At 71.0% G+C, this 26,888-nt stretch carries 29 protein-coding genes and 1 tRNA gene; 14 read left to right on the top strand and 16 right to left on the bottom strand.

Annotation, left to right across the window (positions count from 1 at the left end):
• Nucleotides 1-133: 133 nt before the first annotated feature.
• On the top strand, nt 134-1,117 hold the full coding sequence (locus ABT367_RS04490) for an aldo/keto reductase (protein ID WP_352249496.1): 984 nt from the start codon (nt 134-136) through the stop codon (nt 1,115-1,117).
• The gene (locus tag ABT367_RS04485; RefSeq protein WP_434975397.1) at nt 1,114-3,426 is read left to right on the top strand and encodes a helix-hairpin-helix domain-containing protein; all 2,313 of its coding nucleotides are present in this window, start codon (nt 1,114-1,116) and stop codon (nt 3,424-3,426) included. Before ABT367_RS04490 ends, ABT367_RS04485 begins: the two co-directional genes overlap by 4 nt.
• 88 nt (nt 3,427-3,514) lie before the next feature.
• Here the strand turns inward: ABT367_RS04485 and ABT367_RS04480 are convergent, their stop codons facing one another.
• Nucleotides 3,515-4,207 carry a hypothetical protein gene (locus ABT367_RS04480; RefSeq protein WP_352249494.1) on the bottom strand — a complete coding sequence of 231 codons (693 nt, stop codon included), beginning with the start codon at nt 4,205-4,207 and terminating at the stop codon, nt 3,515-3,517.
• Nucleotides 4,208-4,254: 47 nt separating this feature from the next.
• Between ABT367_RS04480 and ABT367_RS04475 the strand changes: the two genes are divergently transcribed.
• Nucleotides 4,255-4,443, top strand: a complete 189-nt coding sequence (locus ABT367_RS04475) for a DUF5703 family protein (RefSeq protein ID WP_165330904.1) — start codon at nt 4,255-4,257, stop codon at nt 4,441-4,443.
• Nucleotides 4,444-4,526: 83 nt separating this feature from the next.
• Here ABT367_RS04475 and ABT367_RS04470 read toward each other — a convergent pair whose 3' ends face one another.
• The 3 genes from ABT367_RS04470 to ABT367_RS04460 all read right to left on the bottom strand — a co-directional run bounded on the left by ABT367_RS04470 (nt 4,527) and on the right by ABT367_RS04460 (nt 7,115).
• The gene (locus ABT367_RS04470; RefSeq protein WP_352249492.1) at nt 4,527-5,243 is read right to left on the bottom strand and encodes a chaplin; all 717 of its coding nucleotides are present in this window, start codon (nt 5,241-5,243) and stop codon (nt 4,527-4,529) included.
• A 141-nt stretch (nt 5,244-5,384) separates the two neighbouring features.
• Nucleotides 5,385-5,618, bottom strand: a complete 234-nt coding sequence (gene chpH, locus ABT367_RS04465; protein ID WP_165330906.1) for a chaplin ChpH — start codon at nt 5,616-5,618, stop codon at nt 5,385-5,387.
• A 144-nt stretch (nt 5,619-5,762) separates the two neighbouring features.
• Nucleotides 5,763-7,115: a M20/M25/M40 family metallo-hydrolase gene (locus ABT367_RS04460; RefSeq protein WP_352249490.1), complete on the bottom strand. Its 1,353-nt coding sequence runs from the start codon at nt 7,113-7,115 to the stop codon at nt 5,763-5,765.
• A gap of 189 nt (nt 7,116-7,304) precedes the next feature.
• Here ABT367_RS04460 and ABT367_RS04455 point away from each other — a divergent pair.
• Nucleotides 7,305-7,389, top strand: a tRNA-Leu gene (locus ABT367_RS04455).
• A 107-nt stretch (nt 7,390-7,496) separates the two neighbouring features.
• On the opposite strand, the gene ABT367_RS04450 is transcribed toward ABT367_RS04455, so the two are convergent.
• A complete protein-coding gene (locus ABT367_RS04450; RefSeq protein WP_352249488.1) occupies nt 7,497-7,631 on the bottom strand; it encodes a hypothetical protein in 135 nt (44 codons plus the stop codon).
• Between the two features lie 361 nt (nt 7,632-7,992).
• Between ABT367_RS04450 and ABT367_RS04445 the strand changes: the two genes are divergently transcribed.
• Nucleotides 7,993-8,667, top strand: a complete 675-nt coding sequence (locus ABT367_RS04445; RefSeq protein WP_352249486.1) for a TetR/AcrR family transcriptional regulator — start codon at nt 7,993-7,995, stop codon at nt 8,665-8,667.
• Between the two features lie 25 nt (nt 8,668-8,692).
• Here the strand turns inward: ABT367_RS04445 and ABT367_RS04440 are convergent, their stop codons facing one another.
• Entirely contained in the window at nt 8,693-9,610 is a 918-nt protein-coding gene (locus ABT367_RS04440) for a helix-turn-helix domain-containing protein (RefSeq protein ID WP_352249484.1), read from the bottom strand.
• Complete coding sequence (locus ABT367_RS04435; RefSeq protein ID WP_352249482.1) at nt 9,607-10,440, bottom strand: peptidoglycan-binding protein; 834 nt, start codon at nt 10,438-10,440, stop codon at nt 9,607-9,609. Before ABT367_RS04435 ends, ABT367_RS04440 begins: the two co-directional genes overlap by 4 nt.
• A gap of 286 nt (nt 10,441-10,726) precedes the next feature.
• Between ABT367_RS04435 and ABT367_RS04430 the strand changes: the two genes are divergently transcribed.
• The gene (locus tag ABT367_RS04430) at nt 10,727-11,080 is read left to right on the top strand and encodes a peptidoglycan-binding domain-containing protein (protein ID WP_352249480.1); all 354 of its coding nucleotides are present in this window, start codon (nt 10,727-10,729) and stop codon (nt 11,078-11,080) included.
• Between the two features lie 108 nt (nt 11,081-11,188).
• Here ABT367_RS04430 and ABT367_RS04425 read toward each other — a convergent pair whose 3' ends face one another.
• Together ABT367_RS04425 and ABT367_RS04420 are read right to left on the bottom strand one after the other, a co-directional pair.
• Nucleotides 11,189-11,923 carry an NADPH-dependent F420 reductase gene (locus ABT367_RS04425; RefSeq protein ID WP_352249479.1) on the bottom strand — a complete coding sequence of 245 codons (735 nt, stop codon included), beginning with the start codon at nt 11,921-11,923 and terminating at the stop codon, nt 11,189-11,191.
• 96 nt (nt 11,924-12,019) lie between these two features.
• Nucleotides 12,020-12,613, bottom strand: a complete 594-nt coding sequence (locus tag ABT367_RS04420) for a TetR/AcrR family transcriptional regulator (RefSeq protein WP_352249477.1) — start codon at nt 12,611-12,613, stop codon at nt 12,020-12,022.
• 185 nt (nt 12,614-12,798) lie between these two features.
• Here ABT367_RS04420 and ABT367_RS04415 point away from each other — a divergent pair, with 185 nt between their 5' ends.
• The 3 genes from ABT367_RS04415 (at nt 12,799) to ABT367_RS04405 (ending at nt 14,832) form a co-directional block, all read left to right on the top strand.
• A complete protein-coding gene (locus ABT367_RS04415; protein ID WP_352249475.1) occupies nt 12,799-13,410 on the top strand; it encodes a TetR/AcrR family transcriptional regulator in 612 nt (203 codons plus the stop codon).
• Between the two features lie 152 nt (nt 13,411-13,562).
• Nucleotides 13,563-14,234, top strand: a complete 672-nt coding sequence (locus ABT367_RS04410) for an enoyl-CoA hydratase-related protein (protein WP_352249473.1) — start codon at nt 13,563-13,565, stop codon at nt 14,232-14,234.
• A gap of 142 nt (nt 14,235-14,376) precedes the next feature.
• On the top strand, nt 14,377-14,832 hold the full coding sequence (locus ABT367_RS04405) for a PaaI family thioesterase (RefSeq protein WP_352249471.1): 456 nt from the start codon (nt 14,377-14,379) through the stop codon (nt 14,830-14,832).
• 36 nt (nt 14,833-14,868) lie between these two features.
• On the opposite strand, the gene ABT367_RS04400 is transcribed toward ABT367_RS04405, so the two are convergent.
• The 3 genes from ABT367_RS04400 to ABT367_RS04390 form a co-directional block, all read right to left on the bottom strand.
• Nucleotides 14,869-15,657, bottom strand: a complete 789-nt coding sequence (locus ABT367_RS04400; protein ID WP_352249469.1) for a DeoR/GlpR family DNA-binding transcription regulator — start codon at nt 15,655-15,657, stop codon at nt 14,869-14,871.
• A 171-nt stretch (nt 15,658-15,828) separates the two neighbouring features.
• Entirely contained in the window at nt 15,829-16,620 is a 792-nt protein-coding gene (locus tag ABT367_RS04395) for a VOC family protein (RefSeq protein WP_352249467.1), read from the bottom strand.
• Between the two features lie 255 nt (nt 16,621-16,875).
• Complete coding sequence (locus tag ABT367_RS04390; protein WP_352249465.1) at nt 16,876-19,101, bottom strand: MMPL family transporter; 2,226 nt, start codon at nt 19,099-19,101, stop codon at nt 16,876-16,878.
• Between the two features lie 283 nt (nt 19,102-19,384).
• Between ABT367_RS04390 and ABT367_RS04385 the strand changes: the two genes are divergently transcribed.
• The 3 genes from ABT367_RS04385 (at nt 19,385) to ABT367_RS04375 (ending at nt 21,000) form a co-directional block, all read left to right on the top strand.
• A complete protein-coding gene (locus ABT367_RS04385) occupies nt 19,385-19,837 on the top strand; it encodes a YchJ family protein (RefSeq protein ID WP_352249463.1) in 453 nt (150 codons plus the stop codon).
• Between the two features lie 124 nt (nt 19,838-19,961).
• On the top strand, nt 19,962-20,438 hold the full coding sequence (locus ABT367_RS04380) for a gluconokinase (protein ID WP_434975399.1): 477 nt from the start codon (nt 19,962-19,964) through the stop codon (nt 20,436-20,438).
• A gap of 97 nt (nt 20,439-20,535) precedes the next feature.
• Entirely contained in the window at nt 20,536-21,000 is a 465-nt protein-coding gene (locus ABT367_RS04375; RefSeq protein ID WP_352249460.1) for a hypothetical protein, read from the top strand.
• Here ABT367_RS04375 and ABT367_RS04370 read toward each other — a convergent pair.
• From ABT367_RS04370 to ABT367_RS04360, 3 genes are all read right to left on the bottom strand, one after another.
• Nucleotides 20,997-22,049 (bottom strand): LLM class flavin-dependent oxidoreductase, encoded by a 1,053-nt coding sequence (locus ABT367_RS04370; protein WP_352249458.1) that lies wholly within the window; start codon nt 22,047-22,049, stop codon nt 20,997-20,999. The two genes, ABT367_RS04375 and ABT367_RS04370, sit on opposite strands and share 4 nt — an antisense overlap.
• 132 nt (nt 22,050-22,181) lie before the next feature.
• Nucleotides 22,182-22,832, bottom strand: coding sequence for a cytochrome b/b6 domain-containing protein (locus tag ABT367_RS04365; RefSeq protein WP_352249456.1), 651 nt, complete (start codon nt 22,830-22,832; stop codon nt 22,182-22,184).
• Nucleotides 22,774-23,427, bottom strand: a complete 654-nt coding sequence (locus ABT367_RS04360) for a molybdopterin-dependent oxidoreductase (RefSeq protein WP_352249632.1) — start codon at nt 23,425-23,427, stop codon at nt 22,774-22,776. Before ABT367_RS04360 ends, ABT367_RS04365 begins: the two co-directional genes overlap by 59 nt.
• A gap of 185 nt (nt 23,428-23,612) precedes the next feature.
• Here ABT367_RS04360 and ABT367_RS04355 point away from each other — a divergent pair, with 185 nt between their 5' ends.
• The gene (locus ABT367_RS04355; RefSeq protein WP_352249455.1) at nt 23,613-24,071 is read left to right on the top strand and encodes an ASCH domain-containing protein; all 459 of its coding nucleotides are present in this window, start codon (nt 23,613-23,615) and stop codon (nt 24,069-24,071) included.
• Nucleotides 24,072-24,095: 24 nt separating this feature from the next.
• On the opposite strand, the gene ABT367_RS04350 is transcribed toward ABT367_RS04355, so the two are convergent.
• Entirely contained in the window at nt 24,096-25,751 is a 1,656-nt protein-coding gene (locus ABT367_RS04350; RefSeq protein ID WP_352249453.1) for an FAD-binding dehydrogenase, read from the bottom strand.
• Between the two features lie 228 nt (nt 25,752-25,979).
• On the opposite strand from ABT367_RS04350, the gene ABT367_RS04345 reads away from it, so the two are divergent.
• On the top strand, nt 25,980-26,879 hold the full coding sequence (locus tag ABT367_RS04345) for a DMT family transporter (protein WP_352249451.1): 900 nt from the start codon (nt 25,980-25,982) through the stop codon (nt 26,877-26,879).
• Nucleotides 26,880-26,888 lie beyond the last annotated feature (9 nt).

The following is a 26,888-nucleotide window of genomic DNA, read 5'->3' as shown; positions in this document are numbered from 1 at the left end:
GCCGGCGTCCGGGCTTCCACAAGGGCCGAGGTACGGCCGGGGCCCGGGCTGTCCACAAGGGCGCGGTACGGCTGGGACCCGGGTTATCCACAGGCTCCCACGGGACGCTTCTCGGCCAGTAATCTCAGCGCCCATGGAGCAGAGGCATCTCGGCCGTACCGGCCTGCGCGTATCCCGGATCGGGCTCGGCACCCTGACATGGGGCCGTGACAGCGACGAGCATGACGCCGCCGACCTGTTGAAGGTCTTCTGGGAGGCCGGCGGCACGCTCGTCGACACCGCGGACGTGTACGGGGACGGGGATGCCGAGTACGTGCTCGGGCGGCTGATCGAAGGGCTCGTGCCGCGCCGTGACCTGGTGATCGCGACCAAGGCCGGCAGCGTGCCGGATCCGGACCGGCGCTTCGACGGTTCGCGTGGCCATCTGCTCGCCGCCCTCGACGCCTCGCTGCAGCGGCTCGGCACGGACTATGTGGACGTCTGGCAGGTGCACGCGTTCGATCCCGAGACCCCGCTCGAGGAAACGCTCCAGGCGCTGGACATAGCGGTGGCGAGCGGGCGTGCGCGCTATGCGGGGGTGTCCAACTTCAGCGGCTGGCAGCTGGCGAAGGCCGCGACCTGGCAGTTGGCGGTGCCGGGGGTGCGCACCCGCCTGGCCAGCACGCAGATGGAGTACTCGCTGCTGCAGCGGGGCATCGAGCGCGAGGTGCTGCCGGCCGCGCTCGACCTGGGGGTCGGGCTGCTGCCCTCGTCGCCGCTCGGGCGCGGGGTGCTGACCGGGAAGTACCGGCACTCGACGCCGGCCGATTCGCGGGGCGGTTCCGACCACATGGCGCCTTTCGTCGCGCCGTATCTGGACGAGGCCGCCTCGCGGATCGTGGACGCGGTGGCGACGGCGGCCGACGGGCTCGCCGCGACACCGCTTCAAGTGGCGCTCGCGTGGGTGCGCGACAGACCCGGAGTGGCCGCGCCGATCGTGGGGGCGCGCACGGCGCAGCAGCTCACCGCCGCATTGTCAGTGGAGGCGCTTAGTCTTCCTGACGAGATCTGCCAGGCGCTCGACGATGTGTCGGCGCCCGTGCACCGCTATCCCGATCAGGACTGGAGCACGCTGTGAGTACGGAGTCCGCAGCCGCGGAGGAAACGCGGACCGACGAGGAGCCGCGGACCGGCGAGGAGCCGGAGGCCGAGGGCACCACGGGCGTTGAGGGTGCTCCGGACGTGGAGGGTGCCTCGGACGCCGCCGGTTCGCAGGTGCCCGCCGGTTCGGAGGTGTCCGGTGACGCGGAGGCGGCTGACGGGGAGGCGGCTGACGCGGAGACAGCTGACGGAGAGACAGCTGACGGAGAGGCGGCCGACGGGGGCGTTGCCGCGGAGGTGTCCGCGGATGCCGCTGACGGGCCGTCGGAAGCCGAGGCCGAGTTGGCGGCGCAGCGAGAGCTCCGGGAGCGCATCGAGAAGCGCAAGGCCGAGAAGGACGGACCGATCGCCGCGGGCGGCAAGCTCAGCGGTACCGCCGCGGATCTGCTCGCGGCCGTACGGGCGGTGGAAAGCGGCGAGAAGCCGGTGCCCCGCACCTTCAGCGAGCCGCCCGCGCCCCGTCGTCCGGCCACCGAGCAGCCCAGGCCCGCACCCGCACCCGCGGCCCCCGCCGCGGTGAGGGCTCCCCAGGCCGAGGAGGTCGCGGCGGTACGGGCCGTGCTGACCGAGGGCGGGGCCCCCGAGTCCCTCGCCGAACGGGCGGTCGCGGAGCTCGGGGAAGGCGCCGAGCACCAACTGCGCGAGGACCCCTGGCAGTTGCTGCGGGTCGGCGGAGTGCGCCCGGACCACGCCGACGGATTCGCACGCGCTCTGCTCGGCGACGAATGCCGCCCGGACGATGAACGCAGGGGCCGCGCCCTGACCGGGTGGCTCCTGGAGCAGGCCGCGGTCGCCGGGCACACCGCGCTCGACGCCGGCCCGCTCAAGGCGGCCCTCGCCCAGCGCGCCGTCCCCGACCCGGATGCCGCGGTCGAGCTGGCCGTGGCGGAGGGTGAAGTCCTCGTCTTCCAGGACGCCTTGGACGAGGGCGGACCCCAGCAGGCCGGGGCTCAGCAGCCCAGGGCTCAGGAGCAGCAGGACGAGGACGAGGAGCCGGTCGAGCGTCCGATGCGGGTGCTGTTCGGGCTCGAACGGTACGCACTGGCCGAGGAGAGCCTCGCCGATGCGCTGGCCCGTGTGGTGAACTCGCTGGCCAAGGAAGAGGGTTCGGACCTCGCCGACTGGGAGAGCGCCGCATCGTCCGTACGGGGATCGGCGGCCGAGCTGATCCGGGCCGTGGCCGGGCACGGCCTGGTGCTGCACACCGGCGGCGAAGCCGCACGCACCGAAGCCGCGGCGCTCGTGAGCGCCGCAACCGAACTGGGCCTGCGGGCCTGCGCGGCGGCCCACACCACGGACGGGCGCCGCCGGCTTGCCGGGACGCTGCCCGAGGCCGCGGTCACCGTGGCGGGCCTCCTTTCCGGCGCCGAAGGCCCCGGCCGGGACGGTGAAGGCGCCCTGGCCCTCGACCTGTTGGTGGTCCTTGACGCACCGCAGCTGGACGTCGAGACGGCGGCCATGCTCGCCGAATCACTCCCCGACGGCGCGCGGCTCGTCCTCAGCGGCGACCCCACCGTGCTGTGGTCCGCGGGCGCGGGCCGGGTCTTCGCCGACCTGCTCGCCGCGCGCGTCTGCCCCCAGATCACCTCGCGCACCCCGGACGAGGGGCCGATCGGCGAGCTGACCTCCGGCATCACCATCGGCGAACTGAACCAGGTCGAGGCTCCGGACAAGGAAGTGGTCATCGTTCCGGTCCGCGACCCGGGCGAGGCCGTGCACCGTACGGTCCAGCTGGTCGCGGACTCCATCCCGCGCGCCTTCTCGATCCCCGCCGACCACACCCAGGTGATCACGGTGGCGCACGGCGGCCCCGTGGGTACGCGTGCGCTCAACTCGGCGCTCAAGGAGCGGCTCAACCCCGGGCCCGGCCGCTTCGGCGGCTTCGACCCGGGCGACCGTATCGCCTACGCGCCGGCTCCCGGCCGTACGGTGACGGGCCGTGTGGTGGGCGCCGAGGCGGCGGGCCTTCAGCTGGAGTGCGCGGGCATCAAGTTCACCGTCCCGAAGGACAAGGTCGACGAACTCGTCCGGCACGCCTGGGCGTTGACCGCACACCAGGCCGTCGGCCACCGCTGGCCCGCGGTGGTGGCGGTACTGCCGGGGGACGCTGCCGCGTCACTGACCCGGCCCTGGGTCTACACGGCCTTCAGCCGCGCCGACCGCCATCTGTCCGTGGTGCACGGCGTGGACCAGGCACTGCCGCGTGCGGTGGCCGAGGCGCCGGCGAAGCCGCGCACCACCCGCTTGGAGCGTCTGATCCGAGGGCTGGTGCCGACTCAGGGCTGAGCCTGTCGCGGATGCGGGGAGCGTGGCCTACGCCACGCTCCCCGCATCCGGCACCCGGCACCCGGCACCCGGCACCACAACAGAACCGTTACCGCTCGGAATCCAGCGGCTCCAAGTCGTCCTCCAGATCCGGCTCCCCCACCAGATCGAGCCCGTCGTCCAGTTCCTCGTCGAACACCGCGCTCACATCGAACCGGCACACCACCCGCTGCGGATCCACCGTCTCGAACGGCGCCTCCAGCCACTCCCCCGGCTCCGGCGTCCCCTCCGACGCCGTCACCCAGAGCGTGGAGTCGCCCTCCTCCAGGCCGAACTCCTTGTGCCGGGAAGCGATTTCATCCGGCTCGAACTCGCCGAACAGCACCCCGAGCGCCGCATGCGCACTCCCGCCGACCTCCTCGGACCCGGACAGATCGCCCGCCGTATCCGCGTCAAGGTCCGCCACCCGCTGCGCCTGGGCGAGCAGCCGCTGCGGCTCGACCACCGCGTAGTCCCGCCGGATCAGCACGCTGAGCGCGCTGGGATCGGCAGGGCCGGCATAGGGCGGCAGATCGTCCTCGTTTCCGGGAATCTCGAAGGGGGTGACCTCGTCGTAGGTGTCGTAGAGCAGTTCGTCGTACGCCTCGGCCGCCGACGCAAGCTCGTTGAACGCTTCGTAGACACCCGGGTCGTCCTCGCCCGACCGTCCCTCGACCGCGGCAAGGTGGCGGTCGAGAGCGGTCTTGACCGCCTCGGCGGCGGCACGTACCTCGGCAGCGGTGACCTGCGCAGCATCAGACATAGTGCAGACGCTATCCGTACCAGGCCGTTGCCCGCACAATAGATGCGATGGCCGAATACGAATTTCTCGACGTGTACGTGCCGCGCGGGATCTCTCGCAAGGACACGACTCGCTTGTTGACCGAGCATGCCGAGTACGGACACTGGGAGTTGCACCGACTGACCCTGCGCCGCGACGGAAGCCGCCGGGTGCGGCTGCGCCGACGGATCATCCGTCAAGTGCGTGCGACGTGGTGACGTATCCGCCGACGAGAACCTGGTGACAACGGAGTGGGCCCCGCCAAGAGGCGGGGCCCACTCACTTGCGCATCCGTACTGCGTCAGGCCGCCTGACGCGCCCTGCGGTAGAGCACGGCGCCCGCGAGGAGCAGACCCGCACTCATCGGCACGGCGATACCGATCGGCGTCTCGGCGCCGGTCCGGGCGAGCTGCTCGGAACCCTTGGGCGGAGTGACGGTGTGCGTCTCGGGCTCATTGGGCTTCGAGGGCTTCTCGGGACGGTCCGGGGTGTCCGGCTTACCGGGCTTCTCCGGCTTCTCGGGCCCGGCCGGCGGCTCCTCGTCGACCGGCGGCTTCGGGCCGGCCTCGTTGGTGCAGTCGTTGCCCTCGGTGCCGTTGCCCAGGCCGCCGATCGTGACGCTGTTCCCGCAGGCGTTCACGGGGACGTCGATCGGCAGCTGGATGACATTGCCGGAGCCGACGCCCGGCGAGTCCTTCGCCGAGCCCTCGGCGGTGGCGCCGCCACCGGGCTCGTCCTTGCCGCCGTTGTCGCTGTTGCCGCTGTTGCCGCTGTCCGAGACGTTGGCGCAGCTGTTGCCCGCCGCCGGGTTGAGCAGTCCGACCACGTTGACCGTGTTACCGCAGAGGTTCACGGGGATGTTGATCGGCAGCTGGACGGTGTTGCCCGCCAGCACGCCCGGGGAGTCGGCGGTCTTGCCGTCCGCTCCCGAGTCGGCGAACGCGGTGCCACCCGTGACGGCGAGCACGCCGCTCGCGGCTGCCACGGTGATCAGGCCTTTGCGCGTGACCTGTCGCATAGGTTCTTCCCTGCCTTTGACCTACTGGAGTAGCGCAACCGCTCCCTTGCGGGTGCGCCTAGATGCCAGGCAGCCCCGGAGCGCATGGCACGCACTCCGGGGCCGACGGACTCAGACCCTCTTGGGGTGAGGCACTACGTCTCAGACGTTGGTGCAGGTGTTGCCGAAGGCGGGGTTCAGCAGCCCGATCACGGAAACGGTGTTGCCACACGCGTTCACCGGGATGTGGACCGGGACCTGAACAACGTTGCCCGAGAGCACGCCGGGAGACTTCACAGCGGCACCCTGGGCACCGGAGTCGGCAGCTGCGATACCCGCACCAGCGAGAACCAGGCCACCCGTAGCAGCCGCAGCAGCGACGACCTTCTTGATCATTATTCCTCCTTGTTGGCAATGCAGTCCCAGCCGCGGACTGCATCACCTGTAACGAGGAGGGAGTATTCGGGCTACGAGCCTATGGTCGCTTTCACTCTTTTCAGTCAACTGCGCACGTACGGCCGAATATTGAGATCAACGAGCTCAGGAAGCGTCGATGAAGCGGTCGAGAACGCGCACACCGAACTTGAGTCCCTCGGTCGGCACGCGCTCGTCCACACCGTGGAACATGCCCGCGAAGTCCAGCTCGGGCGGCAGCTGCAGGGGCGCGAACCCGAAGCAGCGGATGCCGAGATCGTCGAAGGACTTGGCGTCGGTGCCGCCGGAGAGCATGTACGGAACGGCCCGTGCGATGGGGTCCTCGGCCTTCAGGGCGAGCTGCATGGCGTCCACGAGCTTGCCGTCGAAGTCGGTCTCGAGCGCCTTGTCGCCGTGCACGTCCTCACGCTTCACGCGCGGGCCGAGGATGCGGTCGAGGTCGGCGAGGAACTCCTCCTCGTACCCCGGCAGGAAGCGCCCGTCGACGTGGGCGGTGGCCTGCCCGGGAATGACGTTCACCTTGTAGCCGGCGCCGAGCATCGTCGGGGCGGCGGAGTTGCGGAGCGTCGCGCCGACCATCTTGGCGATGCCGCCGAGCTTGGCGAGGGTGGCGTCCATGTCCTCGGGGTCGAGCTCGGTCCCGAGTGCGTCGGACAGTTCGTCGAGGAACGACCGTACGGTCTTGGTCACGCGCACCGGCCACTCGTGGCGGCCCAGGCGCCCGACGGCCTCGCACAGCTCGGTGATCGCGTTGTCCTTGTTGGTCATCGACCCGTGCCCGGCGGTGCCGTCCACGGTGAGCCGCATCCAGTGCATGCCCTTCTGGGCGGTCTCGACGAGATATAGGCGCAGATTCTCGTTGACCGTGAACGAGAAGCCGCCGACCTCGCCGATCGCCTCGGTCACGCCCTCGAAGAGGCCCGGGTGCTTGTCGACCAGGTGCCGGGCGCCGTATGTGCCGCCCGCCTCCTCGTCGGCGAGGAACGCGAGCACGATGTCGCGCGGAGGCTTGCGGCCGCTGCGCATCCGGTCGCGTACGACCGCGAGGGTCATCGCGTCCATGTCCTTCATGTCGACGGCGCCGCGCCCCCACACGCACCCGTCGGCGATCTCGCCGGAGAAGGGGTGGTGGGTCCAGTCCTGCGCATTGGCCGGGACGACGTCAGTGTGCCCGTGGATCAGCAGCGCCGGACGCGAGGGGTCCTCGCCCTCGATCCGGGCGACCGTCGAGGCACGGCCGGGGTGGGACTCGAAGATCTGGGGCTCGAGCCCGACCTCCGCGAGCTTCTCGGCGACGTACTCGGCGGCCTTGCGTTCGCCGGGCCCGGAGTGGTCCCCGTAGTTGCTGGTGTCGATCCGGATCAGGTCCCGGCAGAGGTCGACGACCTCGTCCTCACCGGCGACGTATTCCTGGCCGTGCCGACCGCTGTGCTGCCCGTTCCTGCCCGCTTCGCTCACGCCGCGTTCCTCTCGCAGTTGCTGCTCGCTGGTCGGTCCCATCCTCCCGCGTCCCCGGTCCGGACCCAAGGGCGGGCCCGCTGCGACATGCGCCGTTCACGTCAGGCGGGGCGGCCCGGGGGTGTGATCGGGGACCCCTGAATGTTTGCTATGGTTTTCCACGTCGCCGCGGGAAACCGCGGGTCACCGGTCCGGGTGGCGGAATGGCAGACGCGCTAGCTTGAGGTGCTAGTGCCCTTTATCGGGCGTGGGGGTTCAAGTCCCCCCTCGGACACAGATGAGACCCCACACCATGTGGGGTCTTTTTCGTTTCCCGCCCCTTCCGCACCGGGACAGCGCGATCGCGTGGTGTGGAGGGGCGGGTGAAGGCGGGCGGACGGTTCAGGCGACGGCCCTGTGGTCGTGGTGCACCGTCCGTGACCTGCGCCGGCGGGCGAGGTCGCCGATGACCGCGCCGTCGAGGACGCAGGACGCCGCGATCGAGGCGTGGCGCCCGACCACCGAGTTCCGCACCACGGCTTTTCGGGAAGTAGGCCGGCACGTGGTCGGTGTACGAGCGGACAGAGCGCTCGAGGGCCGGATAGGTGTGGTCGCGGCCGATGGTCGGCACGAGCGTCGGTGCGGCCGGGGCGGTAGAACCACGTCCCCGCCGCGAGCAGCAGATCAGCGGCACGAAGAAGGAGGCGAGTCCCGGCTTCCACTTCGCGATACGCCGGTCACGTGCTGCGGCCCGCTTCGCGGCGGAATTCCCGCCCGCATCCGTAGGCGAAGAAGTAACTGATCGGCTCTTCCGGCGGGGGCGCTTGACCGGCCGCTTCGGCCCGGGGCGCCGAAGCTAGACTGGCCGGCGCCGCATCGTCCGTACCCGAGGAGCCGCATGGCCGCCGCGCAGCCGACCGAGTCCCCTTCGCGGCGCACCCGGGACGCGGCGCGTACCCGGGCCGAGATCCTCGATGTGGCCACGGACGAATTCGCCCGGGCCGGGTACACCGGGGCGCGTGTGGACGAGATCGCCGCCCGGATGCGCACCACGAAGCGGATGATCTACTACTACTTCGGCAGCAAGGAACAGCTCTTCACAGCCGTACTCGAACGCGCCTATACGGTGATCCGGACCCAGGAGCAGAAGCTCGACGTCGAGCACCTGGATCCGGTGGCGGCGATCCGCCGGCTCGCGGAGCTGACCTTCGATCACCATGAGGCCCACCCCGCTTTCATCCGGCTCGTGAGCATCGAGAACATCCACGGGGCCGAACATGTCGCGGGCTCCGAGCATCTGCGCTCGCTCAACTCCCCCGCGATCGAGGTCATCGGGCGGATCCTCGAGGCCGGGCGAGCGGAGGGTGTCTTCCGTGCCGATGTGGACGCGATCGACGTCCACGCGATGATCAGCTCGTTCTGCTTCTTCCGTGTCGCCAACCGGCATACGTTCCAGGCTCTTTTCGACCGCGACCTCACCCAGCCGGGGCGGCGTGAGCACTATCGCTCGATGCTCGGGGACATGGTGCTCGGGTATCTGACAGCGGCTGCGCGGGGCGACGCGTCGGCTTGACCTCCGCGCTCCGGAGCCGGCGGTGTCAGGATTCGTCGCCGGCCGTGAAGCAGCGGCGGGAGCCGTCGGCCGGGGTCAGGCAGACAGTGGCGCGGGAGGGGTCGCCGGCGGTCATCGGGGTCGCCGCGTAGCGCGGACCGCCCTGCGCGACGACCTGCTTCGGCGGCCTGCCCGGCAGGGTCACGTCGACCCGGTCCCCCTTGCGCAGATGGGCGGCGCGCGCCCAGACCGCGGCGCACGGCCTGCCGTAGCGGAGCTCCACGCGGCGGTCGCCCGCGGTGTGCGTGGCGAGCGTGGTGACCATGTCCGCTCCGCCGCAGCCCATGCGTACGGGGTCCTGGCCTTCGCAGGTACGGCCTGTGCAGCCCGGGGCGGCCGAGGGCGGCGGGGTGGGGCGGGCGTCGCCGCCGGTCGTTGTGAGCGTGAGGGCCAGGGTCAGCGTGGCGGCGAGAGCGGCTGCGGCTGATGCCAAGGTGAGGGCCGCTTTCGGACGGCGGTGCTCGGCACGGGGCGCAGCGGCATCCGGCGCCGCATCCCTCGCACGGCCGGCCCGTCCGCTCCACTCCGCCTCCGCCAACTCCCAGAGCGCCAGCACCTCGTGGGCCTGCGCTCCTGCGGCGCGGCACAGTTCCTCGACCGCGCCGCGCGGCGGCAGTGCGGTGCCGCACAGATAGCGGGCCCAGGAGGTGGTGCCGCGGTGGGTGCGGGCGGACAGGGCCTCCAGGGACAGGCCTGCTTCGGTACGTAAGTGACGGAGGCGATCGGCCAGTTGACGGAGCTCGGGGGCGGCGGTGTCGGCGGTCCGGGCTGTCGTCCGCTCAGTTCGGGTTGCCGTGCGGGCGGCCCGGGTTGTCGTACGGTCGACGCCGGGTGCCGTGCGCTCGGCGCCGGGGACCGTACGGTCGGCACCGGTAGCCGTGCGCTCGGGGCGGGATGGGCTCATCGGCGCAGCTCCCCCCATGTGTCGGGGCCGACGATGCCGTCCACCACCAAGCCGCGGTCCTTCTGGAAGACCTGGACGGCGCGCCGTGTGCCGGCGCCGTACAGGCCGTCGGCCTTTCCGGCCGGATAGCCGTGCCGGCTGAGCAGGCACTGGGCCTCGACCACGTCCCAGCCGCTGCTGTCCAGGGTGAGCAGCACCTCACGGGTGGCGCTGTGGCCCGCGTACAACCGGCCGTCGTGGCGGGCGATTTCACAGGTGTACGTGGTGCCGACGCGGTACTCGGCGGTGGCTGCTGGAGCCGGCTCCCCCGCTCCGAGCCACCGGGCGCCGACGAGGAGCCCGGCACCGAACGCGGCGGCGATCAGTGCTCCGGCAACGAGGCGACCTCGCACACTCCGCGCCACGGCGAGGGTGCCACCGCGCGCGGATCGGGCCGGGGGCGGCAGTTCGCCTCCCGGGTGCCCCATGGGCAGGGCATCCGCCTCCCGACGGGACAGCAGCGCCGTGCCCGCGCGCCGGGCATCTCCCGTCGCCGGCAAGGGCGGTGGATGCGGTGTCCGGTCGACGGAGGCGGTCGCGAGCGCCGCCTCGTGCAGGACGAGCAGCCGTGTCGCATCCGCCCCGCACACCCGCGCAAGCTCCTCCACGGCCTCGCGCGGCACGGGCTTCTTTCCGTTGAGATAGCGCTCCCAGGACGAGGAGCTGTACGAGGTCTTCGCGGCAAGGGCGGTGAAGCTCAGGCCGCCGCGGTCCTTCAACCGCCTCAGCTGGACGGCGAGTTGTCGCTCACGCTCCGGCAGCGCGCCGGGCAACGGTTTCCAGCGGGCCATGGTCCACCCCCGTCGACGTACCGACCCAAGGTCCTACCGAGGAAGAGATGCATCGCCCTCGGCGGTGGGTTCCGGCCCTTCCGGCGTCGTGACGGGATCAGGACACGGTGACGAGTGCGTCCCAGGGTGCCGCCACTTTGTCAGGGGACGTGGCGTCCCAGCAGGTCAGCGGCCTGGGACGGCAGAAGCACGGCATGCTGTGGCCCTCGGCGGCGCGGCCGGGGCACGGTCGTTCCACCAGCCGGGCGGCACCGGGCCGCCCCGCCGACACGGGGGGAGGAACCCCATGCGCAGTCTCCGTCTGAAGGCCGGTCTCGCGGCCGCCGCCGTCACCGCCGGCACGCTCGGTCTGATGACCACGACCGCCGCCGAGGCCCGCCCGGGCGCACCCACCCTCAACCACGGCTCGTCCGGCAGCGGTGTGTGGTGCGTCCAGCGGATCATCAACCGCAACTACGGCACCGTCCTCGAGGAGGACGGCAAGTACGGCAGCTACACCAAGGCCTGGGTGAAGGCCTTCCAGGAGGACTTCAAGGTCAAGCCGTACGACGGCATCGTGGGCAAGAAGACCGGCAACGCCCTGCTGAAGTCCGTTGGCGGCGACAAGTACTGCTACAAGCACCTGCCCACCACGTACTGAGCGGTGTGACCGAACCGTACGGGCCCGTCTCCCCCGGGGGAGGAGACGGGCCCGTACGCCTGCGCCGTCCCGCGTATCGCCGACTGCCCGTGCCGCGGCCGATGCCGGTCAGCGGTGGGCGGCGCGGTTCATCTCGACCACATCGTCCAGGGTGAAGTCCGCAGGAAGGGCGGCGAGGCGCTCCGGAACGCTGTCGCGGACGGCCGCGTCCTTGACGCGGTCGGCTGCGGCCAAGGCCGCCGGCAGTGCGTCGAGGGTCAACTCGGTGCAGTAGGCAGGGCTGTTGGGCTGCTGGCGCCAGGAGTCGGCCAGCACGCCCGCGTCATAGGGGTCGAAGCCGGTGTCGTCCACGAGCCGCATCGCCACGCGCCGCGCCCGCGCGGAGTCGGCGGCGACGGGGAGGGCGATACGGCCGGGGGTTCCGGCCGGAAGGCCCCGGGTGCGCTGAGTCCCGGCCAGGGCGGCGTTCCACGCCTTGACCACGGGGCGGCCCAGCTGACGGGCGTTCCACACGCTCTCCACCTCGCCGTCGTCCACGGCCGCGATCTGCCCGCTGAGGTGCGGGTAGTAGTTCGAGGTGTCGATGACCACGGTCTCGTCGGGGACCGCGGCGAACAGGTCGGCGAGCTCCCCCGCGACCCCGAAGGGGACGGCCAGGATGATGACGTCGCGGCCCTGGACGGCGGCGGCCGGCTCGGCCGCGCGGGCCCCGGACTCGAGCACCTCGGCCCGGATGTCCCTGGTGCCGCGGGCGTCGGCCACTTGGACGTCGTGACCGGCCGCGCTGAGCTTGACGGCGAGGTTCCCACCGATGGCACCTGCGCCTATGACAGTAATTTTCATGATTCGTCCCTGAAGTGGTTGCGCTGCCGCCATGAGGGCGGCTCGATGCGATGGCTGGGGGTGGGCCACCGGGCCGCGCCCGGGGCATGTGGCGGTTTACGCCTGCGGGTCCACCTCGCGGTATCCGCTCGCGATGAGCGCGCGGAGACGGTCGAGTGACGCCTCGTCGGTGCCGGTGCCCTTGATCCAGGCGATGGAGCAGGCCGCGAGGAACAGGTCGTGTCCCCGCACCGACGCGCGCACGTGTCCCGCGCGCTGCGCGGCCCGCACGTACTCATCCGTGGCAGTGATGAGGATGTCGCAGGGAATCGTGAGGGGGTTGTCCGGATCCTGGGCCCGAGCCGCGGTCATGAGCGGGTCCGGCAGACCGCTGAAGGCGCTGAGGTACTCCTCCATCGCCCGCAGCCACCGCTCCAACGCCTCGGCGGAGTCCCCGAGTTGCTCGATGTCCGCCCGGCGGGCCACGAACTCCTCGGAGCGCGTCTGCAGCACGGCGGCGAGCAGCGCCTCCCGGGTGGGGAAGTGCCGGTACAGCGTGGCGGGTCCGACGCCCGTCTCCTTGGCCACTGCTTCCAGGGAGGTGCCGACGCCGTACTGCAGGAAGTGGCGCTGAGCCGTCTCCAGGAGGGCCGCGCGGTTGCGCTGGACGTCGGCGCGGGGCCTGCGCCCCTGCTGCCCGCTGGCGATCATGCGCGCTCCGGTTTCTCCGTGCCCCTGCTGACGCATCAAAAACGGATGCCGCCTCCGTATAGGGTCGAGCGTAAAACGGAGGGAGCCTCCGGTCAACTCCACCTCTTGCATGTTCTATGCCATAGCCCATAAGTTACCGACAGGTAGCCCACCGGGCCGCCTGGCCGTCGGAAGGGGGCGGGCGTGTGAGTCCGCGCAGAAGTGACAGCCGTGACCGGATGATCCTCAGCGCCGCCGCGCTGCTGCGTGAGTACGGGGCGAGCGCGACCAGCGTGGACCGGGTGCTCGCACACAGCGGCGCCCCCAGGGGCTCGGTGTATCACCACTTCCCCGGCGGGCGGGCTCAGCTCATCGACGAAGCGGTGGCGCTGGCAGGGGACTTCATCGCGGGCCTGATCGACGCCGCCATGCAGGCGGATGACCCGGTGGAGGCCGTCGACGCGTTCTTCGTGCTGTGGCGCGACCGGCTCGTGGAGAGCGGGTTCCGGGCCGGCTGCCCGATCGTGGCGGTGGCCGTCGAGACCAACGATGACGCGCCCCAGCTCGCCCGCTCGGCCGCCGCTGTCTTCGCCCGCTGGCAGCAGGCCCTCGCGGCCCTCTTCGTCCGGCACGGCCTGACCGAGGAACGCAGCCGCCGGCTGGGCGCGTTCATCATCGCCGCGGTCGAAGGCGCGGTGATCATGTGCCGCGCCGAACGGAGCACCGCCCCGATCGAAGGGGCTGCCGCCGAGATCCACGATCTGCTCCGCCACGCCCTGCGCGACCGGCCCGGTGCCGCGCCGGAAGGCCGGTCGTAGCTGCGGTGCGGCCATGACGTATCCGGCCAGCACGCCCTACGCGCCCAACTCGCCTCACCCGCCTGACCCGCCTCACAGGCCCAGCACGCCATGAAGGCCCAGTACGCCACACCGCCCAACTCGCCTCACCCGCCCAGACCGAAGGAGTCGCCATGCCCTCGCTCGACCGTCAGGACAACGTCTTCATCCTCGACCTCGGAGACGGAGAGAACCGTTTCCACCCCGACTGGCTCAGCGCCGTCGGTGCCGCGCTCGACGAGGTGGAGAAGGCGGAGGGCCCGCGCGCGCTGGTGACCGCCGCGAGCGGCAAGTTCTACTCCAACGGGCTCGACCTGGACTGGCTGTTCGCCCACGCCGACCAGCACCAGGACTACGTCGTCTCCGTCCATGAGCTCTTCGCGCGGATGCTGTCTCTGCCGGTGGTCACGGTGGCCGCGCTGCAGGGGCACACCTTCGCGGCCGGCGCGATGTTCTCGCTCGCCCAGGACTTCCGCGTGATGCGGGCCGACCGCGGCTACTGGTGCCTGCCCGAGGCCGATATCAACATCCCGTTCACCCCCGGGATGTCCGCCCTGATCCAGTCCCGGCTCGCGCCGCGGACGGCACACGAGGCGATGCTGACCGCCCGGCGCTACGGCGGCACCGAAGCCGCGGCCGCCGGCATCGTGGACCGGGCGGTCACCGAGGAGGCCGTACGCGCCACCGCCATCGAGCTCGCCCAGGCGCAGGTGAACAAAGCGGGCGACACCCTCGGCACCATCAAGTCCCGTATGTACGCCCCGGCCCTGGCCACTCTGCGCGACACCACCGCCCCGCTCGGCTGACGAGCACCCGGCCGACCGCACACGCGCTGCCCCGAAGAGCCTGCCGGGCCAGCGTCCCGGTCCGTATCGCGCCTCATCCCGTCCGACGACCGTCCCGCCGCCGCTCGCGGCGGGACGGCGGCACCGTGCAAGGAGAACCACCGTGACGACCACCGACTTCACCGCCATGACCGGCCTGGAACTGATGCGCTGGGTGCAGACCGAACGCCCCACCGACGTGCCCTCCATCGGCCGTCTGCTCGGGATGCGCTTCGACGAGGTCGAGCACGGCCGTATCGTCCTCTCGCTCGACACCCGCCCGGACTTCGCCAACCCTCTCGGCAGCGTCCACGGCGGGATCGCCGCCACCCTGCTCGACTCCGCGATGGGCTGCGCCGTGCACACCACGCTGCCGGCCGGCACCGGGTACACCACACTCGAACTCAAGGTGAACTACATCCGGTCCGCCCGCACCGACGGCCAGACCCTCACCGCCGAGGGCACCGTCATCCATGCCGGGCGGCGTACCGCCACCGCCGAGGGCAAGGTCCTCGACGAGCAGGGGAAGCTGATCGCGCACGCGACCACGACCTGCATCATCCTGCCGCCCGCCGGCTGATCCGGCGGCTGACCCAGGCCAGCGGCTGATCCAGGCCTAAGCCTGGATCACCGTCATGCCCCGCTCCTCGAACACCTTGGCCTTCTCGGGCGAGCGGTCGTCCGTGACCACCGTGTCGATCGCCTGGGGCGGGCAGATGCGGGCGAAGGCCTGGATGCCGAGCTTGCTGGAGTCGGCGACGACGACCAGGCGGTCGGCCTGTTCGGCGAGCAGGGCGTTGATGCTGGCCTCGTGTTCGCTGCGGGCGCTGGCGCCGCGCTCGGGGTCGAGGGCGTCGACGCCGATGAAGGCGATGTCGAGGCGTATCTCCTTGAGGATCAACCCGGCGAGCGGGCCGACGAGTTCATACGACTGCGCCATGGCGACGCCGCCCGTGGTGACGACCTTGATGTGGGTGCGTACCGCCAACTCGTGGCCGATGTTCAGGGCGTTGGTGACCAGGGTCAGCGCGGGGCCGTCGGACGGTTCGCGTTCCAGGAGGTCGGGGCGGGCGGCCAGGGCGCGGGCGACTTCGGTGGTGGTGGTGCCGCCGTTGATGCCGACGACCATGCCGCGTGTGGCGAGTGCGGCGGCGGCCCGGCCGATGCGTTCCTTCTCGACGGAGTCGCGGGCGTAGCGGTAGCGCAGCGGCAGGTCGTAGGTGACGTCGTTGGGCATCGCGCCGCCGCGGGTGCGGATCAACAGGCCCTGCTCGGCGAGCTGGTCGAGATCGCGGCGGATCGTGGCCGCGGAGACGTCCAGGTCCTTCGCCGCCGACTCGACGTCGAGCTGGCGCTGCTCGGCGAGCAGGCGGAGCAGTTCGCCGTGGCGCTCGTAACGGTTCACCCGTGTTCCCCCTTGCCGTACGGTCCGCGGCGCCTTGATCGGCGGGCGCGCCTGGCAAGCATGATGCATCGGATCGGGGAGATCGTCCCCGGGTGCAAGGGATTTCGGGTCCGCACAAGGCGGCGGGGTGCGGGCCTCGCTCGGCCCGCACCCCGCCGTATGCCTGAACTGTCAGCCCAAGTCGGGCATCTCGCCTTCCATGGTCGCCACGTCGATCACGGAGAACGCCGCGCCCTGCGGGTCCGTCACCGAAGCGAAGCGGCCGAAGGGGCTGCCCATGGGGCCGATGTGGACCTCTCCCCCGAGGCGTTTGACGGTCTCGACGGCGGCGTCGCAGTCGTCGACCACGAAGTAGACGTTGATGTACGAGGGCACCTCCGGCGGGAAGTCCTCCGTCATCTTGAAGCGTCCGAGGACCGGGTCCTCGCCCAGGTCCCACACCGTGAAGTCGATGGTCTCGTCGGGGATCCGCTGGGCGTTGTAGCCGAAGACGGCGGGGAAGAACGCGTCCGCCGCGTCCGGGTCCCGGGTGGTGACCTCGGCCCAGCAGAAGGCTCCGGGCTCGTTGACCTTCTCGAAGCCCTGGTGCGCGCCGGCCTGCCAGACGCTGAAGAAGACACCGCCGGGGTCCTGCGCGACGACCATGGAGCCGAACTCCCCGACCTGCATGGGGTCCATGACGACGGTGCCGCCGTTCGCCTTGATCTCGGCCGTCGTGGCCTCGATGTCGGGCGCCGCCAGATACAGGCTCCAGGCCGGGGGCTGCTCCTCCATGCCCGGCATCTGCGGCACGACCGCGGCCACGGCCTTGCCGTCGGCGAACGCCTGCGTGTAGCCGCCGAACTCCGCGGAGCCTTCGGTGTAGGTCCAGCCGAAGAGCTCGCTGTAGAAGGATTTGGCGGCGTCGAGGTCCGGGAACATCGCGTCGACCCAGCACGGTGCGCCCAGCGGATATGCGGGCATGGCTTCTGCCTCCTGCTTCGGGGATCCGGCTCGGATCTTCGGCTCCGGATTCCGGCTCGGGGGATCCGGCTCAGGGGGATCCGGCTCCGGATTCCGGCTCGGGAGATCCGGCTCGGGATTTCGAGTCCGGAGATCCGTATCTGCCACGTTATGCGCCCATACGAGGGACGGCGCGGTGAACGAGCGGGGAGCGCACAAACGCCGGTGGCCCGGTCCTGAACGTTCAGGACCGGGCCACCGTGCGTCACCGACGGATCAGACTCCGGCAGGCTCGGGCTCGCGCTGCTCCTGCGCGGGCGCCGGGGTGTCGCCGAGCTCCTTGTGGAGCTTCTCGCCCTCGACGTCGACGTTGGGCAGGATGCGGTTCAGCCACTTCGGCAGCCACCAGGCCTTGTGGCCGAGCAGTGCAAGGACCGCGGGCACGATCGCCATACGGACCACGAAGGCGTCGAAGAGGACCGCGATCGCGAGGCCGAAGCCCATCGTCTTGACCATGTCGTCGTTCTCCAGGATGAAGCCGGAGAACACGCTGATCATGATGACCGCGGCTGCGGCGACCACCCGGCCGCCCAGGGTGAAGCCCTTGGTGATGGCCTCGGCGGGCGATGCGCCGTGCACGTAGGCCTCGCGCATCCGGGTCACCAGGAAGACCTCGTAGTCCATGGCCAGACCGAAGACCACACCGATCATGAAGATCGGCATCATCGACATGATCGGACCCGGCTGGTCCACGCCGAAGACGTCGGCGAGCCAGCCCCACTGGAAGACCGCGACCAGGGAGCCGAGCGCGGCCATCACGGAGAGCAGGAAGCCGAGCGCCGCCTTCAGCGGGACGAGGATCGAGCGGAACACCAGCATCAGCAGGATGACCGCCAGGCCGACGATGATGCCGAGGTACGGCAGCAGCGCGTCGTTGAGCGTCTGCGAGAAGTCGATCGTCATCGCGGTCATGCCGGTGACGAGAACGGTGGCACCGGTCTCGGCCTTCATGTCACCCGCGAGGTCGCGCAGGTCGCGGACCAGCGTCTCGGTGGCCGGGTCGCTCGGGCCGGTCTTGGGCACGACGGTCATGGTGGCGGTGTCGCCGGCCTTGTTGAACATGGCCGGGGTGACGGCCGCGGCACCACCCTGGTCGGTGATCTTCTTGCCGACCTCTTCCGCGGCGGCCTTCGGGTCGGCGACGCCCTTGGCGTCGACGACGACATTCAGCGGACCGTTGAATCCGGCGCCGAAGGAGTCGGACAGGATGTCGTACGCCTTGCGCTGCGTGGAGTCCGGCGCGGCGCTGCCCTCGTCCGGCAGGCCGAGCTCGAGGCTCGTGGCCGGCAGGGCGATGACGCCGAGGCCGAGCACCGCGGTGACCAGCACGGTCACCGGGCGGCGAAGGACGAAGTGGGCCCAGCGGGTGCCGAGCTTGGTCTTGCCCGCGTTCTTCGGCTCGGTGCCGGTCTTGAGGGCCTTGCGGTCCTTGCGGCTGAGCGCCTTCTTGCCGGCGAAGGCGAGCAGCGCCGGGGTGAGGGTGAGCGCGATCAGCACGGCGACGGCGACGGTCGCCGCGGCGGCCAGGCCCATCTTCGTGAGGATCGGGATGTTGACGACCGCCAGGCCCGAGAGGGCGACGATCACGGTGAGTCCGGCGAACACCACGGCGGAACCGGCGGTGCCGACGGCGCGGCCTGCGGCTTCCTCGTACGAGCGGCCTTCGGCGATCTCGGCCCGGTAGCGGGCGATGATGAACAGCGCGTAGTCGATGGCGACCGCGAGACCGATCATCGTGGCGAGCGTGCCCGTGGTCGCGGACAGGCCGAGCGCGGAACCGAGTGCCGCGATACCGGAGACGCCGATACCGACGCCGATGATGGCGGAGAGCAGCGGCATGCCGGCCGCGACCAGCGAGCCGAAGGTCAGGACCAGGACGACGAGCGCGACGCCCATGCCGATCAGCTCGGCGGTGCCGCCCATCTCGGGCTCGGCCTGGACGGCGTCACCGCCGGTCTCGATGGTGTAGCCGTCGCTGCGCGCCTCGTCGGTGGACTTGGTGAGCGCCTCACGAGCCTTGTCCGTCAGCTCCTGCGCATTGACCTTGTACGACACGGAGGCGTACGCGGTCGAGCCGTCCTTGCTGACGGCGTTGGCCTCGAAGGGGTTGGCGACCTCCTTGACCTGCGGGTTGTCGCCGAGGTCCTTGAGCAGGCCGTCGACGTGCGCCTTACCGGGGCCCTCGGTGAGCTTCACGCCCTCGGGGGCCTTGATCACCACACGGGCCGTGGCACCGTCGGAGGCCTGGCCCGGGAATCGCTCGGCAAGGAGGTCGAAGGCCTTCTGGGACTCGGTGCCGGGCATGGAGAAGGAGTCTTCGGGCGCGGCGGGCGCCACGGACGAGGCGCCGCCGATGCCCACGAGTATGGCCACCCACAGAAGGGCGACCAGACCGCGGCGTCGGAACGCGCCTCGGCCGAGTCGATAAAGGAACGTAGCCACCTGAGACCAAGCTTCCGTCGAGTTACGGGCAGGACGAAGACCGGGCAGACGGGAGAAAGCAGGAAGTTCTGTCCGGTGTACCCATCCATCGTCAACGGCGGAATCGGTGATTCACTCAGCCCCTGGGGCTGGACCTGTGTACTGCGCTGGGTGTAGAGAACGGGGTCGTTCCCTCCACCTGATGTAGATCCACAGGTGATAGATGTACGCCGCACCTGAATCGAAGGGGGGCGGCTGGGGTGGGTGGGGCCCGGCGGACAGGGCCCGAGGGACAATGGCGCCCATGTCACGACGCCCGAAACGCCGCGCTCAGACGGCTGCCGCCCAGCGCACACCGGCATCCGCCGTCACCACGACGACCCCCTGCCCGTGTGGTCAGGGTGTCCCCTACGGGGAGTGCTGCGGTCGCCTCCACTCCGGGGCGGCCCGGGCCGCGACGCCCGAGCAGCTGATGCGTTCCCGGTACGCGGCCTTCGTCGTACGGGATGAGGCATATCTCCTGCGGACCTGGCACCCGGACACGAGGCCGCCGGGCGTGGGCTTCGACTCCGGGATGCGGTGGGCGGGCCTGGAGATCGAGGCCACGACCGAGGGTACGGCGTTCCACGACACCGGCACCGTGACCTTCCTGGCCCGCTTCGCCGACGCGGGCGCACCCGGTGAGCTGCATGAGCGCAGCCGGTTCGTGCGCCTGGACGGTGCGTGGGTCTATGTGGACGGTGACTTTCTCACCTGACCTGCGGCCGGCGGCTGTCCCGCCCCCCGGATTCCGTGCCGGACGCGTCCGGCATCATGGACGTGACGTGCACAAACACCGAGGAGGGTGAGCGGCTGTGGGCTCCGATCAGGTCGTGGTGATCATGGGTGTGTCCGGAACGGGCAAGACCACGGTCGGTCGTCTGCTGGCCGCGGAGCTGGGCGTGCCGTACGCGGAGGCGGACGAGTTCCACTCGGCGGCCAACATCGAGAAGATGCGCTCGGGCACGCCGCTCACCGACGAGGACCGGTGGCCGTGGCTCGACTCGCTCGGCGCGTGGGCGGCTTCGCGGGCGGGACTCGGCGGGGTCGTGAGCTGTTCGGCCCTGAAGCGGGTCTACCGTGACCGGCTGCGGGCGGCCGCGCCCGGCGTTGTGTTCCTGCATCTGTCGGGCTCGCGCGAACTGATCACCGAACGGCAGTCGGCGCGCGAGGGCCACTTCATGCCGGCCTCGCTGATCGCCTCGCAGTTCGAGGCGCTGGAGGAGCTGGGCGCCGACGAGGCGGGCGTCGTGGTCGATGTGACGCCGGCGCCCGAGGAGATCACGGCGGAGGCCGTCGCGAAGCTGCGCAAGCTCTGAGCGGCCGCGACCCCCTGGGCGGCGCGCCGTCCGGTGATCGCTAAGGTGTGCCCCTGCCGGGCGGCCCGCCCCGGGGCCGGACGCGAGGGGGATCGCTGTGAGTCGGCGCGCTTCGCGTCTCGTCCTGATCGCCGCCGTGGCCGTCGCCGCGTACGCCGGTCCGAACCCCTTGGACCGCAACCCTCAGCACGTCGAACAGCTCACCGCCGCGCAGTGCGCCGAGCAGATCGAGCTGGTGCAGGAGGCCCAGTGGGAGGCCTCGGTCCGAGCGGCCCGGGCCCGGCTCGAAGGCGATCTGCACGTCACCTCGTTCGCGGTGGGCGCGTCGTGCAGCGATGCGATCGACGCCGACACCGAGCGCTGCCGGCGGGAGGCGGAGCGGGTGACGGCCGGACGGCCACCCGAGGAGGATTCCGGTCCGGCCCTCTACCCGCCCCGGGACGAGGCGGCGGAAGATTTCGACCCGTACGCGCTGCTCGAAGGCCTGGGCGGCTACCCGGTCGAATGCGACTGGGCGGTACTCGACGCCCTCGTCGGCAACACCCCGCCCGTCCTCCCCTAGCGTCCCCACGCAGGCATGATCTCCTCGTGGATCAGGCGCAGTTGGGTCTCCACGTCCGCTGCGCCCGGCAGGTCCCGGCCGGTGAAGGCGCGGACCAGGGACCGGTCGGTGACGGCGCAGATCATGTGGTTCACGCCGCTCGGTTCGATATCGCGCCGGATCTTCTCCAGGCACTCCTCGGGCGTGCCCGCGACGGACAGCTTCTCTGCGGTCTCCGGCGAGGTCAGCTCGATCCCGCGGGCCAGGTCCCCCGCAGCGATCGCGTCGATCACCGGCTTGAGTTCGGCCGGCTCCACCCCGTTGCGCCGCAGCTGCTCCTCGGGCATCGACGAGGCGTAGATCCCGGCCATGGAGCGCGCGGCCTCCTTCGCCTTCGCCGAGTCGGGCCCGGTCGCGAACACCACCCAGGCGCCGATGTCGAGGCTCCGCCAGTCCTTGCCCGCCCGCTCGGCGCCGATCCGCAGATGCTCCACCGCATAGTCGTACGCCTCACGCGTGTAGCTGAGCGCATGATGGCAGCCGTCCGACAACTCCCCCGCCGCCTCGAAGGACTTGGGGCCGCGCATGGCGCCCAGCTTCAGCGGCAGCCGCTCCTGCACGGGGCGCGCGAAGGTGAACAGGCCGTCGTACGTGAAGAATTCACCGTCGTATGTGATCGTCCCCTCGTCGAGGAGCGTACGGATCACATGCAGCGCTTCCTTGGTGCGTGAGAGCGGCTTCTGGCGGGTCCAGTCGATGCCGTACTGGGCGAGCAGCCCGAAGTTGCCGCTGGAGAGGACTCCTTCGGCGCGTCCGCCGGAGAGTTCGTCGAGGGTCGCGAGCGCCTGGGCGATGAGCGTGGGCTCGCGCAGCACGACCGAGGACAGGCTCGGGCCCAGGCGGACGCGGCTGGTCTCACGGGCGGCCGCGGCGAACAGAAGCCACATGTCCTTGTGCCAGGTCTCGTCCGCCGCGTAGACGGCGTGGAAGCCGAGTTCGTCCGCGAGCCGGATCGAGGCGAGTGACTCCTCGAGCGGGTAGTCGGGCAGCATGACGTAGCTGAACTTCACGGGTCTGCCTTCCGGTACGCGGGCGGCGCCCCCTGCGCCGCCGCGACCCACGAGCCTGTGGCATGTGCATGCACCTGTCGAGGCGGATCCCGGCCACGCCTCGCCCGCACACCGGACTGCCCCATGCGCGTTTCAGGGCCTCCACAAGGGGTGTTCGCGTTCCGCCCACGCGCGGTCCACCGATCCCGTACGCAGGCCGCGCCGGGACTCCGGGTCCGCGAGGGCCTTGCCGATGTGACCGGCCAATACGACCGAGATCGCCAGAGCGAGCCAGTCGTGGACGAAGGTCGAGCCCGTGCGCCAGGTCAGCGGCGTGAGGTGCGTGAACCACATGATGAGGCCCGTGCCGAGCATCACCAGGGTGGCGCCGGCGATCCACGCCGCGTACGACTTCTGGCCGGCGTTGAACTTGCCGGCCGGCCGAGGCCCCTTCTCGCGGCGCAGCGCGGCGCGCCACCACTGTGTGTCGTGCGCGCCGAAGCGGTTGAGGCGGCGCAGGTCGGCGCGGAAGGCGCGGGAGACGAGGCCGAGGAGGAACGGGGCGGGCAGCAGGATGCCGGACCACTCGTGGATCGTCACCACGAGATGGCGGCGGCCCACGAGTTGGGCCAGGGAGGGCAGGTAGAGGCAGGCGGCGGAGACGAGGCAGACGGTCATCAGGACGGCCGTGGTGCGGTGGATCCAGCGTTCGCCGCGGCTGAACCTCCGCACCCGCGCCGGGAGTTCAGGCCGTGGGGTTGTCGTCGCGGCCGTTGGACCGGCCGACCCAGGCGTCGATGTCATAGCCTCGCTCCTCCCAGTAACCGGGGATGACCTTGTCGGTGACGGTGATCCGGGAGAGCCACTTGGCCGACTTGTAGAAGTACATGGGCGCCACATAGAGGCGGACCGGGCCGCCGTGCGCGTGGGAGAGGTCCTTGTCCCGCATGCGGTGGGCGACGAGCACGTCCTTGCGGCGCGCCTGTTGCAGGGTGAGGCTTTCGCTGTACGCGCCGTCGAAGCACTCGAAACGGATGGCACGGCCTTCCGGGCGCACCCCCGCGGCGTCCAACAGCGTGGAGAGCCGCACCCCTTGGAAGGGCGTATCGGGTACGCGCCAGCCCGTGACGCACTGGACGTCGCGGACGATCCGGGTCTGCGGAAGCGCGCGGAGTTCATCGAGCGTGTACGTGGCCTTGTGCTCGACCAGTCCGTCGACGGTGAGGCGGTAGGTGTCCTCGTTCTTGCGCGGTACGGAGGCGACGACCGAGTAGTAGCGGAAGCCGCCGCCCGCGGGCAGCACGTCGGTCAGACCCGTGGGGTCCTTCGCGGCCACCGCCTCGACTCCGCGCTGCAGGACGGGCGCGGCCGCGATGCCGGCGGCGCCGAGCCCGAGCATGCCGAGCACGAGCCGCCGCCCGACGGGGCTGCCGCGGCCGTCGGCCGGCTCTTCGTGGGGCGAGGGGGAGTTCACCCCACGATTCGAGCACCTGGGATGCGGGGAGTGAAGGGGCCACGGCCCTCCGTCCGTGATTCGTCATAATCGGCGCGACTGCGCGCACCCCCCGCCTCTACGCTGCGCCCATGCCGTATCCCGAGGACATGAAGACCTTCGAGTTCGCCTTTCCGGGGCCGCTGCGCGACCAGCTGGTCGCCGCGGTGCTCGCCGGGGAGAAGACCTCCACGACCGGGCTCGTCATCGACTACGAGCACTGGGGCGACCCGCTGCCCACGGCCGGCGAGCGCGGTGCGGTCCTCGACTCGGACGAACGTGTGGTCGCCGTGATCGAGCTGACCGAGGTACGGGTGCTGCCGCTCGCCGAGGTGGATCAGCAGCACGCGAGCGACGAGGGCGAGGGGTACCGGACCGTCGCCGAATGGCGGGCCGTGCACGAGAAGTTCTGGCACGGCGCCGAGATGCGGGAGGCACTGGGCGACCCGGAGTTCTCGGTGGACGACGCCACCCCTGTCGTCGCCCAGCGCTTCCGTGTGGTGGAGCGGGTCGACCCGCCCGGGCCGAAGCCGACGGGCGGGTCGCTCTAGACGGTCGTACGGGAGGGCCCTCGGCTAGCCGACAGCCTTCGCCGCCGCGCGGCCCGCCGCGCGCCCCGAGAAGATGCAGCCACCGAGGAACGTGCCCTCGAGGGACCGGTAGCCATGTACGCCGCCGCCGCCGAAGCCGGCCGCCTCACCGGCCGCGTACACACCGGGCAGCGCCTCGCCGCTCTCCGTCAGGACCCGGGACGACAGGTCCGTCTCGAGGCCGCCGAGAGACTTGCGGGTCAGGATGTTGAGGCGGACGGCGACCAGCGGGCCCGCCTTCGGGTCGAGGATGCGGTGCGGGGCGACGGTGCGGATCAGCTTGTCGCCGAGGAACTTGCGCGAGCCGCGGATCGCGGTGATCTGCAGGTCCTTGGTGAACGGGTTGACGATCTCCCGGTCGCGCGCGGTGATCTCGCGGCGCAGCTCCGCCTCGTCGATCAGGTCGTCCTTCGTCAGGGCGTTCATCCCCCGTACGAGCGCGGAGAGATCGTCCTCGATGATGAAGTCGACGCCGTGGTCCATGAACGCCTTGACCGGGCCCGGCACGTCCGCACGCGCCCGGTCGATCACGCCGCGCACCGACTTGCCGGTGAGGTCGGGGTTCTGCTCGGATCCGGAGAGCGTGAACTCCTTGCCGATGATGCGCTGGTTGAGCACGAACCAGGTGTAGTCGTGGCCGGTCTTCATGATGTGCTCGAGGGTGCCGAGCGTGTCGAAGCCCGGGAAGAGCGGCACCGGCAGGCGTTTGCCGCGGGCGTCCAGCCAGAGCGAGGACGGGCCGGGCAGGATGCGGATGCCGTGCCGCTGCCAGATCGGGTTCCAGTTCTCGATGCCCTCGGTGTAGTGCCACATCCGGTCGCCGTTGATGAGGCGGCCGCCGGCCTCCCCGGTGATGCCGAGCATCAGACCGTCGACGTGCGCGGGCACGCCGGAGAGCAGCTTCTCGGGGGCCTTGCCGAGGCGGGCGGGCCAGGCCTCGCGTACGAGATCGTGGTTGCCGCCGATACCGCCGGAAGTGACGATCACCGCCTGGGCCTTGAGCTCGAACGTGCCGGTGGCGGTGCGGCTGGACTCCTGGCCGCGCTCGATCGAGGAGTCCTCGAGGATCTCGCCGGTGACGGTGTCGACCGAACCGGCGCTACGGGAAAGGCCGGTGACCCGGTGGCGGAACTTCAGCTCGACCAGACCGCGCGCCACGCCTTCCCGTACCCGCCGCTCGAAGGGCGCGACCAGGCCGGGGCCCGTGCCCCAGGTGATGTGGAAGCGCGGCACGGAGTTGCCGTGACCGGTGGCGTCGTAGCCGCCGCGCTCCGCCCAGCCGACGACCGGGAAGAAGCGCACGCCCTGCCCGTACAGCCAGGAGCGCTTCTCGCCTGCGGCGAAGTCCACGTACGCCTCGGCCCATTTGCGCGGCCAGTGGTCCTCGTCCCGGTCGAAGCCCGCCGTGCCCATCCAGTCCTGGAGGGCGAGGTCGTGGCTGTCCTTGATCCGCAGTCGGCGCTGCTCGGGCGAGTCGACGAAGAACAGCCCGCCGAACGACCAGTGCGCCTGGCCGCCGATGGACTGCTCGGGCTCCTGGTCGAGCAGGATCACTTTGCGCCCGGCGTCGACGAGCTCCGCGGTGGCCACCAGACCGGCAAGGCCTGCTCCGATCACGATCACATCTGCGTCGTACGCCATCGTCGCCGTCCGTTTCAATCAGTTCACACGCGCGGTTACCGGTCGGTTCAGATCCTCGGTACCAGGGCGGGTTCCGTCAACTGTGTGCGAAGCCCTGGTGATGGCCGTACCGGACGGCGGACCGCCGTGTGCGACCGCCCACAGAAGGCGCAGGGGGGAGGCGATCAAGGGAGGCATCCGGCTAAGGTCGCCCAAGTCCCCCATGAACGACCGCTCTTGAGGTCCCCTTTGACGCTCCCCGTCTTACTCTTCGCGCTGGGCGCGGCCTGCTGTCTGGGTTTCGGCTTCGTGCTGCAGCAGAGCGCCGCCCGCAGCGCACCCCTCGGGGACTTCCTCTCCCCGAGGCTCCTGCTCGACCTCGTACGGATGCCGCGCTGGCTGGCGGGCATCGCGCTGATGTCGGGCGGCACCGCACTCGGTGCGGTCGCTCTGTCCTGGGGCGAGATGTCCCTGGTGGAGCCGCTGCTCGCCACGCATCTGCTGTTCGCGATGACCTTGGTGCGCTGGCGCACGGGCCAGCCGCTCGGTCGCCAGGGCTGGGGCGGTCTGCTGCTGCTCGCGGGCGGTGTGAGCGCCTTCCTGATCGCCGGGCATCCCCAGGGCTCGGACGCGACGGTCGCGCCGCTGCGGCACTGGCTGGTGATCGGCGCGGTGCTCGGCACGGCGCTGGTCCTGACCGTGGTCGCCCGCCGTTTCCGCCTGGGCATCGGCCCGGCACTCCTCGGCGCCGCGGGTGGTCTCCTGTACGGATTGCAGGACGCGCTCACCCGGATCAGCGGCCAACGCGTCGGCGAACAGGGGCTGCTCGGACTGCTCACCGCCTGGCAGCCGTACGGTGTGCTCGTCCTCGGCCTCGCCGGTCTGCTCCTCGTCCAGAGCGCCTTCGAGATGGCACCGCTGCGCAGTTCGCTGCCCGCGCTCACGGCCGCGCAGCCGCTCGCGGGGATCGTCTGCGGGGTCGGTTTCCTCGGGGACCGGCTGCGGACGGACACGGGCGCACTGGCCTGGCAGGCGGCGGGCCTTGCCGCGATCGTCGGCGGAATCGTGTTCCTGTGCCGCCACCCGTCGATGCCCACGGGGACCCTCGCGCGGGAGCCGGTGCTCGCGGGGGCGGTGGGGCGGGCGTAGCCCGTCTGC

The sequence above is a fragment of the Streptomyces mesophilus genome, from assembly GCF_040300965.1.
Lineage (GTDB): Bacteria > Actinomycetota > Actinomycetes > Streptomycetales > Streptomycetaceae > Streptomyces > Streptomyces mesophilus_A.
This window is presented reverse-complemented; position numbering and strand designations above follow the sequence as displayed.

Coding starts and splice junctions, on each gene's coding strand:
- ABT367_RS04420 (WP_352249477.1), bottom strand. CDS start 12,613: ATGATCGCCAGCGGGCAGCAGGGGCGCAGGCCCCGCGCCGACGTCCAG.
- ABT367_RS04410 (WP_352249473.1), top strand. CDS start 13,563: ATGCCCTCGCTCGACCGTCAGGACAACGTCTTCATCCTCGACCTCGGA.
- ABT367_RS04440 (WP_352249484.1), bottom strand. CDS start 9,610: ATGAGCCCATCCCGCCCCGAGCGCACGGCTACCGGTGCCGACCGTACG.
- ABT367_RS04490 (WP_352249496.1), top strand. CDS start 134: ATGGAGCAGAGGCATCTCGGCCGTACCGGCCTGCGCGTATCCCGGATC.
- ABT367_RS04435 (WP_352249482.1), bottom strand. CDS start 10,440: ATGGCCCGCTGGAAACCGTTGCCCGGCGCGCTGCCGGAGCGTGAGCGA.
- chpH (WP_165330906.1), bottom strand. CDS start 5,618: ATGATCAAGAAGGTCGTCGCTGCTGCGGCTGCTACGGGTGGCCTGGTT.
- ABT367_RS04480 (WP_352249494.1), bottom strand. CDS start 4,207: ATGTCTGATGCTGCGCAGGTCACCGCTGCCGAGGTACGTGCCGCCGCC.
- ABT367_RS04430 (WP_352249480.1), top strand. CDS start 10,727: ATGCGCAGTCTCCGTCTGAAGGCCGGTCTCGCGGCCGCCGCCGTCACC.
- ABT367_RS04350 (WP_352249453.1), bottom strand. CDS start 25,751: ATGGCGTACGACGCAGATGTGATCGTGATCGGAGCAGGCCTTGCCGGT.
- ABT367_RS04425 (WP_352249479.1), bottom strand. CDS start 11,923: ATGAAAATTACTGTCATAGGCGCAGGTGCCATCGGTGGGAACCTCGCC.
- ABT367_RS04385 (WP_352249463.1), top strand. CDS start 19,385: ATGTCACGACGCCCGAAACGCCGCGCTCAGACGGCTGCCGCCCAGCGC.
- ABT367_RS04365 (WP_352249456.1), bottom strand. CDS start 22,832: ATGACATCGACGCCTGGGTCGGCCGGTCCAACGGCCGCGACGACAACC.
- ABT367_RS04380 (WP_434975399.1), top strand. CDS start 19,962: ATGGGTGTGTCCGGAACGGGCAAGACCACGGTCGGTCGTCTGCTGGCC.
- ABT367_RS04475 (WP_165330904.1), top strand. CDS start 4,255: ATGGCCGAATACGAATTTCTCGACGTGTACGTGCCGCGCGGGATCTCT.
- ABT367_RS04470 (WP_352249492.1), bottom strand. CDS start 5,243: ATGCGACAGGTCACGCGCAAAGGCCTGATCACCGTGGCAGCCGCGAGC.
- ABT367_RS04360 (WP_352249632.1), bottom strand. CDS start 23,427: ATGCTCGGGCTCGGCGCCGCCGGCATCGCGGCCGCGCCCGTCCTGCAG.
- ABT367_RS04395 (WP_352249467.1), bottom strand. CDS start 16,620: ATGCCCGCATATCCGCTGGGCGCACCGTGCTGGGTCGACGCGATGTTC.
- ABT367_RS04355 (WP_352249455.1), top strand. CDS start 23,613: ATGCCGTATCCCGAGGACATGAAGACCTTCGAGTTCGCCTTTCCGGGG.
- ABT367_RS04445 (WP_352249486.1), top strand. CDS start 7,993: ATGGCCGCCGCGCAGCCGACCGAGTCCCCTTCGCGGCGCACCCGGGAC.